Raw genomic sequence first — 12,738 nt, forward strand, 5'->3', positions numbered from 1 at the left:
TGGTTTGAATATGATGACGAGTTTGCTGAGCGTTCGTAGTTTAACGACTGCATTCGATACCGAGCATGGAAAAGTAGTGAGTGTCGATGACGTAAGCTTTGATGTACAACATGGTGAGACACTTGCAATTGTGGGGGAGTCAGGCAGTGGAAAGAGCGTCACGGCACTCTCTGTCATGCATTTACTTGGACCGACAGGCAGTATTGAGTCGGGTGAGCTACTATTTGATGGACAAAATATAACAGCGCTAGACGAGAAGGCAATGCAAAAACTTCGTGGTAATGATATGTCGATGATTTTTCAGGAGCCAATGACAGCATTAAATCCTGTTTTAACTATTGGAAATCAACTGATAGAAGCGATTTTGCTTCATCAATCTATGACGAAAAAAGAGGCATGTGCAACGGCAATTAATATGCTTGAAAAAGTTGGATTACCGCGTGCGGCACAAATAATGAAACAGTATGCTTTTTCATTATCGGGTGGTATGAGACAGCGTGTCATGATTGCTATGGCACTTGTTAGTAAACCAAAGCTTCTGATTGCAGATGAACCAACTACGGCACTTGATGTTACGGTACAGGCGCAAATTATGCGTCTATTAAAAGAACTTTGCCAGCAGTCAAATACATCTATTATGCTGATTACACATGACCTAGGTGTTGTAGCAGAGATGGCTGATCAAGTAATTGTTATGTATGCGGGTCAAATTGTTGAAATAGCGGATGTTTATACATTATTTGAAAAGTCATTGCATCCTTATACGGAAGGTTTATTGGCATCGATCCCATCGATGGTTTTCGATGGCAAACAATTGGAGTCAATACCAGGCTCTATTCCTGCGCGATATCAAGAGTTAGCCGGCTGTCGTTTTGCCAATCGATGCAAGTATGCAACGGAGCGCTGTCGTATAGAAAAGCCGCAACTAGAAGAAATTAGTGCGGGCCATTTCACGCGATGTTTTGAATGGCAAACACTTGAAAAAGGAGGCGTAGCACGATGAATAAACCGTTGCTCGTCTTAGCAAATGTCAAAACGTATTACCCTGTGAAAACAGGGTTTATGAATTTAAAAACAGACTATATTAAAGCCGTCGATGATGTATCATTTGAATTGATGGCTGGTGAAACACTGGGGTTAGTTGGAGAATCAGGCTGTGGGAAATCAACGCTTGGTCGCACGATTATTGGCTTGGAACCCTTAACGGAAGGACGTATCCTTTTTAATGGAAATGAGCTGAATTTTAAGACAGAGCGTGTGTCCTTAAGTAAACAAATCCAAATTGTTTTTCAAGATCCGTATTCTTCTTTAAATCCACGTCAAACGGTTGGTAAATTATTAGCAGAACCTTTACATGTTCATAAAATTGTCGCGAAAAATGAAGTGGAAACAGAAGTGGAGCGCTTACTTGAATTAGTGGGGCTACCCAAAACGGCAAAAGAACGATACCCACATGAGTTTTCAGGTGGTCAAAGGCAGCGAATCGGTATTGCACGCGCTCTAGCATTGCGTCCAAAACTGATTATTTGTGATGAGCCAGTTTCAGCATTAGATGTTTCGATTCAAGCACAAATTATGAATCTTTTTAAACAGCTTCAGCAGGAATTAGGTTTAACTTATTTATTCATTGCGCACGGTTTAGGTGCCGTGAAATATATAAGTGATCGCATTGCTGTCATGTACGCTGGTAAAATTGTAGAAATCGGTAGTGCAGAGCAAATCTTCACAAATCCGCAACATGATTATACAAAGAAATTATTAAATGCATATCCGGTGCCCGATCCTCGCAAGCGAAGTATTGTTGTGCAACAAGGGCAAAACGATGCATAAAAGAGGAGGCGCGCTATGCTAGGTTATATTTTACGACGGTTATTCATTGCGGTGCCTGTATTATTTGGCGTCACAGTTATTAACTTTATTATTATGAAAATGGCTCCTGGTAATCCTGTTGATATGCTCGTGAGTCCGAAGCTACCTGAAGCGGCTCGTCAGGCGAAAATGGCGGAGCTCGGTTTAGATGATTCAGCTGTTAGCCAATATATTAGCTGGATGAAAAACCTGTTATTCCATGGTGATTTAGGTTATTCGATGATTACATTCCAACCTGTTACTGACATGATCATGGATCGTCTTGGACCAACAATTTTAATTATGGGTACATCACTTATTTTAGGGTTATTCATTGCGATTCCCATTGGTATTTTAAGCGCGACAAAACAATATACAAAACTTGATTATTTTTTCGTTACGGGGTCATTTTTAGGCATTTCGATACCAAACTTTTTCCTAAGTTTAGTACTTGTTTATGTCTTTGCTATCCAGCTTAATTGGTTGCCATCTAGTGGTATGAAAGATATTGGTACTACGGGGAGTGTGTGGACTGTCTTGCTACATATGGTGTTGCCCGTTATCGTCCTTGTAGCGAATGTAGCTGGTAGAAATATTCGCTATGTCCGTTCAAGTATGCTTGAAATTTTGGGGCAGGATTACTTGCGGACGGCACGTGCTAAGGGCTTGAAAGAAAGCCGTGTCGTCAACAAACATGCGATGCGTAATGCCCTTATTCCAATTGTCACAATTATTGGTTTGGAAATTCCAATCCTCTTTGGTGGGGCAGTTGTTATTGAACAAATATTCTCTTGGCCAGGCATTGGTCAATTAACATTATCATCTATTATGAGTCGTGATTACTCCACGATTATGGGCTTGAATTTAGTTGCAGCCTTCGTCGTAATTGCAGCGAATATTTTGACGGATATCGTCTATGCAATAGTAGATCCACGCATTAGAAAAAGTTATTTAGGAGCGTCGAAACGATGAGCTTATTCAAACGCTATTTCAATAAAAAGGCCTATGATGCCGAAAAAACAGTTATTTGGTCAGAAGAATTACCAGCACCGTCAAAAGGGCTATTTCTGAAACGCTTTAAAAAGCATAAACTCGCATTATTTGGTTTTTGGTTTTTAGTAGCTGTGGCCATTTGTGCAATATTTGCTCCATTGCTCGCACCGTACGAGCAAAATGAAATGTCTGCACAGTTTAGCGCAGCACCGTCAATGGAACACTGGTTAGGTACGGATCAAGTAGGTAGAGATGTCCTCAGTCGACTCATCTATGCAGCGCGTGTTTCATTGATGGTTGGGTTATTTTCGATTGCCATTGCTGCAGTGATTGGTACAGTTCTTGGTTTGCTTGCTGGTTATTTTGGGGGCATTATTGATGGCATTATTATGCGTATTACAGATGTTTTCATGTCGTTTCCATACATTATTTTCATCTTGGTCGTCGCAAGTATTGTTGGACCAGGGTTGACGAATATTATTATTATCTTAGGTGTGTTAGGTTGGCCAAGTATTGCACGTTTGGTACGTGGTAATGTATTGGCACTCAAGCAATCTGATTATGTCAAAGCAAGTGTTGCACTTGGTTATAGTACGCCGAGAATACTGTTTAAGCATATTTTACCTAATACTGTTGCGCCAATTTTAATCTATGCAACTTCTGGAGTTGCTGGTGCAATATTAGATGAGGCAGCACTTAGTTTCCTTGGTTTAGGTGTGCAACCACCCGATGCAAGTTGGGGGAATATGCTGTCGAGTGCACAGTCAATCTCGATTTTAACGGATCTGCCTTGGCTGTGGATACCAGCGGGATTAATGATTTTATTTACTGTGTTATCTGTCAATTATATTGGGGATGCATTACGCGATGCGCTTGATCCACGCAATACAAAATAATAGAAATTCAGCCGCAATGCCTTTTATAGGCATTGCGGTTTTTATATTGTTTAAAAAGTTCTATACTATTTGTTGAGGTTTTCAGCTTCAGCTGATTCCACAGGAGACGCGAGCTTGTAGTATGTAACGTAAAAAAGCATAACGCCACCGATTCGCCGACAAAAAGCAGTCGTCCGAAACGAACAAATAGAAAAGTGGAATCGTTTAAAAATAACAGCTTCAGTAAATGATAGATACTGGAACTAAGAGGTGTTAAGCCAAAAAGCTAAACGGTCCGTTAGAAAGTCTGGGATCTGATCACGCTGTTTTTATCTGCGATAAAGATACTAACTATTCAGAATAAGTATTATAATATAATTATTAAGAAAGAAGGAAGGTAGTCATATGACAACGATGACAATACATGCAGCACCAAGCGAATATATTTTACAAGAGGATGCCTTACAACTACTAGAACAAAAACTGCTAGCACGAGGAATACAGCGTGCACTCATCGTCACGGGTCAAAAATCTTGGGCAGCTGTTGAGCGATTATGGCCCACATTATCCACAATTTCAACAGAACTACATATGTATAGTGGAGAATGCTCATTTTCAGAAATAACACGCGTCGTTGAACGAGCAGGTGATTTTGATGCCATTATAGGTGTTGGTGGTGGCAAGGTTATCGATTTAGCAAAAGCCGCTGCAAATGAAGTACATAAACAAGTAATTATTATACCTACACTAGCATCAAACTGTGCACCTTGGACACCACTAAGTGTACTTTATAATGACGAAGGGGCATTTGTTCGCTATGATGTGTATCCAGTAGCAACGAGTTTATTACTCGTGGACCCAGTCATTTTATTAACAGCGCCACCAGCATTATTTGTGGCAGGTATAGGTGATACGATTGCTAAATGGTATGAAGCGGATATTCAATTGCGTACAATTGAAGACAAAACGGTACCAATGTTAATTTCACATCATAGTGCAGAAGCGTGCAAAGCCATTTTATTAGCAGAATCGTCTACAGCATTACAAGCGCTGGATGAACAACAAATCAATAAATCTTTTATAAAAGTAATTGAAGTAATGTTTATGTATGCAGGCATGGTTGGCGGATATGGTGATTATTATGGTCGAACTGCAGGAGCTCATTCCATTCATAATGGTTTGACGGCGCTTGAACAATCGCATACATTATTACATGGAATAAAAGTAGCCTTTGGTATACTGGTACAATTAATGTTGGAAAATCGTCAAGATGAAATTGAGCTATTACGCCCTTTTTACGAAGAACTTGATCTACCGCTCACATTAACAGATCTTGGTTTAGGGCAAGTGTCTGAAGAAGAATTAATGGCAGTAGCATTAAAAGCAACAGTAGCTTCAGAATCAATCCACTTGATGCCTATTGGAGAAATGACAGCACAAAGAGTGTTTGAAGCTATGTTAGCATTACGTTAAAAGAATACTAGCAAAAAAGAGCCTGAGACAAACGTATTTTCAACAGAGAAAATCCCGTATGATTTTTCGAAATCATACGGGATTATTTATTTCAATCCATTTCCGCTTCTAAAAACGCTTTCCGCGCATTCACTTGATTTGATTATTCATATTGTAGACATACTATTTTTGTTCTGTCCCAGGCTCTTTTTTGAAAATAAATTATTCAGAAAATAATTTATTTTTGTATTGTATAATTCTTATCGGTATTATATACTTTAAAACATATTAAACTTATAGGAATTAAATAGATTTAGAAAGGAGTGCTAACGTGATGAAGGATTTATTTATTAAAACAGATCAGCAGCGACAGTGGTTAAAAAAATTAGAAAGCGTGAAAGAGCAAATAGTTGAAGATGTAGAAGAGATTGACCGCCAAGGCAGCTTTCCATTTAAGGGCATTGAGGCGCTGAAAAAGATAAAATACCCAGCAGTCACATTACCGCAGCAGTATGGGGGAGAAGGTTTTTCAATTTATGACATGATCTTATTACAGGAAACACTAGGTAGCTATGATGGCAGCACCGCTTTAATAACGGGTTGGTCATTGAATTGTATCGGCGATGTTTTCCAACAAAAAATTTGGTCAGAAGATATGCTACAACACTATGCAGCACAAATTAGAGCAAGACCACGTTTTGTCAATCGTGCCGCATCAGAAGTTGGTACAGGTAGCCCTACTCGTGGTGGTCGTCCTAGTACAACAGCGAAACGTTCAGGTCAGAATTGGATTATTTCAGGACATAAAACATTTACAACAGGAATTCCCGTACTTGATGATATTTTAGTACAAGCATTTGTTGAAGAAGAACAAGCTGTTGGATTTTTCTTGATTTCTAGCACTGCTCCTGGCGTATCATGGCAAGAAAATTGGGATGTAGTAGGTATGCGTGGTACAAGTAGCCATGACCTTATTTTAAACAAGGTCGTCGTGGAAGATGTGGCCTATGTCGAGCGTGCAACTACACCAAGACAACTCAAAAATGATGGTTATTTATTGCATATACCGGCAACTTATTTAGGAATAGCGCAAGCAGCACGCGATTATGCAGTAGATTTTGCCAATACGTATCAGCCAAATAGTTTACCAGCACCAATTGGTACTTTACCGTCTGTACAAGAACATATTGGACAAATTGATTTGAAGTTAGCGCAAGCCCGTTTCACATTGTATGGCGTTGCAGAACTATTTGATGATGTTAACCGTAAAGGATTATTGAAAAATGAGCTAGGTATTGCTAAACATACTGTGACAAACTTAGCCATTGAAATTGTTGATCGTGCAATGCGAATTGTCGGGGCAAAAAGCTTGCAGTTAAGTAATCCACTTCAACGTTATTATCGAGATGTACGAGCAGGATTACATAATCCACCAATGGATGATATGACAATAAAAAAATTAGCTGAAATAGCTTTAAAAGAAAGAGGGACAATCTATGAAAAAGCGTAATATAGCAACTGTAATTGCAGGATTAATCGCCGTGACGAGTCTATTAGGAGCATGTGGGGGCACATCAGATAATAAGGGGAGTGCACAAAGTGGCGTCGAAAAAGTGAAGGTTGCTTATGATCAAGCAAGCAAGCCAATGACATACACCGATGAGAAAGGGAATGCAACAGGTTATGATGTTGAAGTGATGAAATTAGTAGATGAAAAACTAACAGATTATTCTTTTGACTATGTTGGTACGACGAGTGATGACCTGTTAATCGGTGTGGAACAAGGAAAATTCCAAGTTGGTGTGAAAAATGCTTTTGTAACAGAAGAACGAAAACAAAAATTCTTATTCCCTAAAAATTTCCTAGGTCTCAGCAGTATTGGACTCGTATTGAAAACAGAAAATGAAGCAATAAATACTTTAGAAAAATTTGCTACTAAAGGGTATTCATTAGCGCCAATAGCTGCGAATAATGCACAATACACAGTTGTGAAAGATTATAATGACGAGCACCCAAAAAACAATGTTAAATTAAAGGCGGGCGATTCATTTGAAGTCGACGTCATTCAGTGGGTGAATGAAGGACGTTCTGATGGTGGTGTAATGATTGAAGGTGCTTTTGAACAGGCAGTAGTGAGTGAAAAAGGAGCCTATCATAATTTGAAAGATAATGTTGTATACAAAGAATTTGGCGTAATGAAAACATGGCCATTATTTAATAAAAAACAACAAAAGTTAGCTGATGAATATGATAAAGCTGTACAAGAATTACGTGATGAAGGAAAACTTGCTGAGTTGAGCAAGGAATTTTATGGTAAGGATTTATTTAACGTATTAGATCAAGCAAAAAAATAATAAGTAGGAGGTTGTCCAACAAGATAGCGGATAACCTCCTCTATTTATACATAATAGAGAAGGTGAAATGATGGATCAATATATTGATGCCAACTATTTTTGGCAAGCTGTACCACAAATACTTCCTTTTTTAAAAGTGACTTTCTTCGTTGTGGGGCTATCTATTTTCTTTGGTACAATGTTATCCATTGTCCTAGTGGCCATGAAGCTAAGTAAAAAGAAATACCTGACTAGAATCGCCAATGGTTATACGACCATTATGCGTTGTACACCATCCATTGTCCTATTATTTTTAATCTACTATGGTATTCCTGCTCTTGCAGCTGTCGTCCATATCGATCTACAGAATATGCATTCTGCTGTCTTTGTCATTATTACTTTTACAATGCAATTTACAGCGATGATGTCTGAAATTATCCGTGCCAGTTATTTAGCTGTAGATAAAGGTCAATTTGAAGCAGCAGTAAGCGTTGGTTTGACCCCTTTTCAAGCCTATCGTCGTATCATTGCACCACAAGCATTTGTCATCGCAATTCCGAATATCGGCAATGGTGTAATCAACTTGTTACAAGAAGGTTCTTTGGCATACACGATTGGCTTAATCGATATTGTCGGCAAGGCCAATCTGATTATTGCCGGTAATATGAATACACATGCATTGGAAGTTTTCATTGCATTGGCTCTTATTTATTGGATATTATCCATTATTATAGAGCATATTTTTGCACGATTAGAGCGCTTCTTTAGTAAGGGGAAAAAATCACTCGGTACACAATATAAACCAAGGGGGACGACTTAAATGGCATCTACTTTTGATGTGAATTTTTTAGGAGAGGCCTTTCGAGTAGCAATGCTCGGCGTTCCTGTAACACTTGGAATTACCTTGATTACATTACTATTATCTGTGCCAATCAGTTTTTATTTTGCGACATTACGCCTGAAGAAAATCCCGGTGGTGTCACAAGTAATTGCAGTCTACGTATCCTTTGTGCGCGGAACACCCATTTTAATCCAAATTTTCATCATTTATAATAGCGTACCTATTTTATTGAAAATGCTGTTTGAAACATACCAGATCAAATTTGATATTTATGCTATACATCCAATTTGGTATGCTTTTATCATTTTTACGTTTAGTACGACAGCTTTATTAGTAGAGGTCTTTCGTTCAGCACTTAGTACGGTCGATAAAGGACAGCTTGAAGCAGCCAATGCAGTTGGATTGACCAATTTTCAAGCCTATCGTCGCATTATTATTCCACAAATGCTCGGAGCAGCAATGCCAAATATGACCACTAATATAATTAATCTAATAAAGGCAACATCGCTTGGTTATGCATTGTCCTTACCCGAAATCACATTAAACGTAAAAGTAGCTGCTAATGCAGGATATAACTATATTGAAGCTTATGTCGTTATATTTTTTGTCTATTTAGCTATTTGTTCGCTTGTAGAATATGCGTTGAAAAAATACGAGCGCCATCTATTGCGTTTTAAATTAGTATAAGGAGGGGTCTTACTATGTTAAAGGTAGAGAATATTCATAAGGCATTTGGTAATAATGAAATTCTAAAAGGGGTAAATATTGAAGTGGCACAAGGAGATGTCGTCGTAATATTGGGTCCTTCGGGGTCAGGAAAAACAACTTTATTACGATGCATTGAATTTTTAGAACAAGCAGATAGAGGGAAAATAATAGTTGGTGATCTGCAAGTAGATGTGACAGCTGCCAAGAAAAAAGACATTCATATGATTCGTCAAAGAGTAGCTTTTGTGTTCCAAAATTATAATTTATTCAGCAATAAAACAGTGCTGGAGAATATTACAGAAGGGCTAGTAATTGGACGTAAGATGTCAAAATCAGATGCAAATGAGCTTGCATTCGCAGCGTTGGCTAAAGTAGGATTAACAGACAAACAAGCTGCCTATCCAAGTGAGTTATCTGGTGGACAGCAACAACGGGTAGGAATAGCTCGTGCAGTAGCACTTAGCCCGGATATTATATTATTTGATGAACCAACATCTGCCCTAGACCCAGAATTAGTTGGAGAAGTATTGAGCGTTATGAAAAATATTGCAAAAGAAGGAACGACCATGCTAGTTGTGACACATGAAATGAGTTTTGCAAGAGAAGTTGCAAATCATATTATTTTCATGGATCAAGGTGTCGTCGTAGAGGAGGGAACGCCGGATGAGTTATTTGTTCATCCAAAACAGCAAAGGACAAAGCAATTTCTTCAACGTGTCTTACCAGATGATTTTATCTTTAATATTTAAAAAAATGGCCCCCAAAATCCTATGTTTGGAGGGCCATTTTTTAGTAGTATAATGTTTGTTTCATAATCGTCACTTCACCAAAACGACCTTCAAAACGACCACCAGTTGCATGATAACCACATGTATTATAAAGTGTTTGTGCAGCAATATTGGCAGTATTGACACCCAAATAAATTTCGGTAATAGAAGGCATATTGTCTTGTATAAAAGAGTTCACCAACTGCAACGCATCTTTAGCATAACCACAGCCTTGGTGTAATAAAGCTGTGGAAAAACTCCCGAGTAAAATGGCCTGGGGGTTCGTGGTATATTTTTTCAAGTGTGCATTTGTATAGAGTGAGAAAAATGTGACAAGTTGTTCATTATGAAAAGCTAAAATCGGTCGTATATCGTCATCGGTTTGACTACGTTTGATGGCATCATTTGGATGCGTTGTAAACTGTAATTGTTCATCTGATAATAGATAATCTTTGATATGTTGAGCCATTGAATCCCTATATAAATATAGTTCCAATACTAAAACCTCCTACTCATATGCAGTGTGTGCTGCACATTGGAATTGCTTACTAAATTATCAAAACCCGCTGAAATGAGATCAATCATTTCAGCGAGTTTTATTAGGCTAATTTAGCATCATATTTTTTGATGAATCGATCGAAAACAAAATTACCAAATGGAATGAAGGCAACAACACCAGCCATAAAGCTATATTTAAAAGCCCAACGGATACGTAGTTGAACAATTAAAATAGATAGTAAGTATGTGACAAAAATGGCACCATGTATACTACCGGTAATTTGCACAGCAATTGGCAAATCTGCAAAGTACTTCAGTGGCATTGCTATACTGAGTAATAGTAATAGTGATATGCCATCAAGGATACCTGTAATATGTAAAAATTTTAATTCTTTTTTATTCAACCTAAATGACCTCCCGTAATAAACTAACTATAAAATAAGTATGTACAATAATTATGAACGCAATATGAACAAAACGCCAAACAAATCAAAAATAAATGATTGTTTGGCGTTAAATAAGTCTATTTAATGACCCCTTATAATAATTCAAGTTAAATAATTGAGCCGTTTTATTTGTTGTCATACGATGAATTAACATGCTTATCATCTATCGCTAGGAAATTTTTGATCGAGCAATAATTTTCTAAAGTAGTATAATAGAAAGAAGAAGAAGCATGGAGGTATAGGTCTATGAATCATTACATCGTTATGCAGGGGCATACATATGAAGAAGAAAAAGCCGCTAGTTTAATATGCACCCCGCAGCAAGACAAAGGTGGTCTCATTCCCCAATCATGGCTACGCATGCAAAATATCGTGGTTGGTGATCGGATATTCCATTATGTTCGTGGTGAAATTCTAGCGTTTAGTGTGGCTCAATCATCTTGTCAACAAACAACTAATACGAAAAATGAAGCTTTAAACTATGTAGCGTTAACGTATTATGAACTCGAAAAGCCTTTAGTTATAAAAGATTATTTTTCGGAAATTCAACCATTATTACCGGTGAAATATGCACCATTCAACAAAAAGGGAGATGGCGTAGCCGGCTATTTATTTCCATGTAATGATGAGTTAGCGTTACAACTGATAGAATGTATAAGTGAATTAAACATCTATAAAATTAAAGAAGAACAATTAGAGTTAGCCATCAGTACGATTATTACAAAAGAACATAAAGCTATTATTCCACTTATTACACAATCTGAAGCATCATTAAAGCGTTCAATTCGAGTAGGTCACGAAAAATATAGTGCCATTTTGAGTCCGATTTGGCACGGTGAATGTGCAATTTGTCAAATTAATATACCAGAATTATTATATGCTAGCCATTCAAAACCTTGGCGCGAGAGTACGACGGAAGAACGTTTTAATGCTTATAATGGTATTTTATTATGTCAAAATCACGCAATGCTTTATAAGGCAGGCTATATTGGCTTTGATGGTACCGGTCAAATAATGATATCGCCAAGAATTGCAGTGTCAGATTATGAAAAATTAACAATAACACCTAAAATGAAAATCCAGCGTTCAGAGGAACATAAATCATTTTTTAGATGGCATCGCAAACATATTTTTAACTAAATGGAATAGCCTATTTGCTTCAGGCAGATTGGGTATTCTTTTTTTGAGTACAACCGATTATACTGGGATGGATGAGCGTGCAGTAGAGAGGAAGAAAGCCATGAATAAAATTGAATTTACGGAGGAACTACATGGTCGACTAAGTGAATTTAATCAACAGCAAAGAGCAAAGATTATCAATAATTATGCAACAATTATAGATGATCAAATAGGTGATGGACGCAGCGAAGAACGATCTGTGAGCACATTAGGCCACCTAGATGATTTAGCTAAAATAGCAGTACTTGATTTAACACCAGTATGGCAACTCGTACTACCAAGAAAAAAAGATTTATCACTTCACCGCACAAAAATAATGCTTTTATCACCGCTGATTTTGTTGTTTTTGTTTATTCTTTTAACAATACATAGCGTCATATGGTGTGGTATTCTTTTTGCTTTTACTGTAAATAATATATTGATCATAGGCGGTATTGTGAGTATGGCACTGGCCTTTTTTCTTTTTGATGCTAGCATTATCCAAGGAATCATCGTCTTTTTTTGTGGGCTCGTCAGCGCAACGCTTAGCATCTTCTTTTTTTCACCAACTAAAAAATTATCACGAATTATTTTACGTCTGAAAAAAGAATGCACACGCAGTATTAAATCATATTTCATATAAAAATAGGCCTACTTTTTTGGAGGGTACTGAAAAAGTCCACTTATGCACTGAAAAGCGAGGACAGGAACGAAATTCGTTCCTGTCCTCGCTTTTCCTCGTAGCCGTTGATTCCGTTCCGGCGGACGCTTTTCGCGGGCACGGCTCCAGCCTTCTCCCTCGCTTCGCTCAGTCCGGGT

At 37.9% G+C, this 12,738-nt stretch carries 14 protein-coding genes; 12 read left to right on the forward strand and 2 right to left on the reverse strand.

Annotation, left to right across the window (positions count from 1 at the left end; all coding sequences use genetic code 11):
- Nucleotides 1-10 precede the first annotated feature (10 nt).
- The 10 genes from DEX24_RS12255 to DEX24_RS12300 all read left to right on the forward strand — a co-directional run bounded on the left by DEX24_RS12255 (nucleotide 11) and on the right by DEX24_RS12300 (nucleotide 9,799).
- Nucleotides 11-1,003, forward strand: a complete 993-nt coding sequence (locus DEX24_RS12255) for an ABC transporter ATP-binding protein (RefSeq protein ID WP_307725584.1) — start codon at nucleotides 11-13, stop codon at nucleotides 1,001-1,003.
- Nucleotides 1,000-1,830 carry an ABC transporter ATP-binding protein gene (locus DEX24_RS12260; RefSeq protein ID WP_109306694.1) on the forward strand — a complete coding sequence of 277 codons (831 nt, stop codon included), beginning with the start codon at nucleotides 1,000-1,002 and terminating at the stop codon, nucleotides 1,828-1,830. Before DEX24_RS12255 ends, DEX24_RS12260 begins: the two co-directional genes overlap by 4 nt.
- A 15-nt stretch (nucleotides 1,831-1,845) precedes the next feature.
- Nucleotides 1,846-2,820, forward strand: coding sequence for an ABC transporter permease (locus DEX24_RS12265; protein ID WP_109306695.1), 975 nt, complete (start codon nucleotides 1,846-1,848; stop codon nucleotides 2,818-2,820).
- Complete coding sequence (opp4C, locus tag DEX24_RS12270) at nucleotides 2,817-3,737, forward strand: oligopeptide ABC transporter permease (protein ID WP_109306696.1); 921 nt, start codon at nucleotides 2,817-2,819, stop codon at nucleotides 3,735-3,737. The genes DEX24_RS12265 and opp4C overlap by 4 nt, the downstream gene beginning before the upstream one ends.
- 384 nt (nucleotides 3,738-4,121) lie before the next feature.
- Complete coding sequence (locus tag DEX24_RS12275; protein WP_109306697.1) at nucleotides 4,122-5,189, forward strand: iron-containing alcohol dehydrogenase family protein; 1,068 nt, start codon at nucleotides 4,122-4,124, stop codon at nucleotides 5,187-5,189.
- Nucleotides 5,190-5,502: 313 nt separating this feature from the next.
- A complete protein-coding gene (locus tag DEX24_RS12280) occupies nucleotides 5,503-6,678 on the forward strand; it encodes an acyl-CoA dehydrogenase family protein (RefSeq protein WP_186819624.1) in 1,176 nt (391 codons plus the stop codon).
- The gene (locus tag DEX24_RS12285; protein WP_109306699.1) at nucleotides 6,665-7,522 is read left to right on the forward strand and encodes a transporter substrate-binding domain-containing protein; all 858 of its coding nucleotides are present in this window, start codon (nucleotides 6,665-6,667) and stop codon (nucleotides 7,520-7,522) included. Before DEX24_RS12280 ends, DEX24_RS12285 begins: the two co-directional genes overlap by 14 nt.
- A gap of 70 nt (nucleotides 7,523-7,592) precedes the next feature.
- On the forward strand, nucleotides 7,593-8,321 hold the full coding sequence (locus tag DEX24_RS12290) for an amino acid ABC transporter permease (RefSeq protein WP_109306700.1): 729 nt from the start codon (nucleotides 7,593-7,595) through the stop codon (nucleotides 8,319-8,321).
- Nucleotides 8,322-9,029: an amino acid ABC transporter permease gene (locus DEX24_RS12295; RefSeq protein ID WP_109306701.1), complete on the forward strand. Its 708-nt coding sequence runs from the start codon at nucleotides 8,322-8,324 to the stop codon at nucleotides 9,027-9,029.
- 14 nt (nucleotides 9,030-9,043) lie between these two features.
- Nucleotides 9,044-9,799 (forward strand): amino acid ABC transporter ATP-binding protein, encoded by a 756-nt coding sequence (locus DEX24_RS12300; RefSeq protein WP_109306702.1) that lies wholly within the window; start codon nucleotides 9,044-9,046, stop codon nucleotides 9,797-9,799.
- Between the two features lie 40 nt (nucleotides 9,800-9,839).
- Here DEX24_RS12300 and DEX24_RS12305 read toward each other — a convergent pair whose 3' ends face one another.
- Both DEX24_RS12305 and DEX24_RS12310 read right to left on the reverse strand, forming a co-directional pair.
- Nucleotides 9,840-10,313: a GNAT family N-acetyltransferase gene (locus tag DEX24_RS12305; RefSeq protein WP_109306703.1), complete on the reverse strand. Its 474-nt coding sequence runs from the start codon at nucleotides 10,311-10,313 to the stop codon at nucleotides 9,840-9,842.
- A 103-nt stretch (nucleotides 10,314-10,416) separates the two neighbouring features.
- Entirely contained in the window at nucleotides 10,417-10,719 is a 303-nt protein-coding gene (locus tag DEX24_RS12310) for a DUF3817 domain-containing protein (RefSeq protein ID WP_109306704.1), read from the reverse strand.
- Nucleotides 10,720-11,007: 288 nt separating this feature from the next.
- Here DEX24_RS12310 and DEX24_RS12315 point away from each other — a divergent pair, with 288 nt between their 5' ends.
- Both DEX24_RS12315 and DEX24_RS12320 read left to right on the forward strand, forming a co-directional pair.
- Nucleotides 11,008-11,901, forward strand: coding sequence for an HNH endonuclease (locus tag DEX24_RS12315; RefSeq protein WP_109306705.1), 894 nt, complete (start codon nucleotides 11,008-11,010; stop codon nucleotides 11,899-11,901).
- A 100-nt stretch (nucleotides 11,902-12,001) separates the two neighbouring features.
- Nucleotides 12,002-12,562, forward strand: coding sequence for a DUF1700 domain-containing protein (locus DEX24_RS12320; RefSeq protein WP_170112938.1), 561 nt, complete (start codon nucleotides 12,002-12,004; stop codon nucleotides 12,560-12,562).
- Nucleotides 12,563-12,738: the final 176 nt, after the last annotated feature.

Source organism: Kurthia sibirica (assembly GCF_003143975.1).
Taxonomy (GTDB): domain Bacteria; phylum Bacillota; class Bacilli; order Bacillales_A; family Planococcaceae; genus Kurthia; species Kurthia sibirica.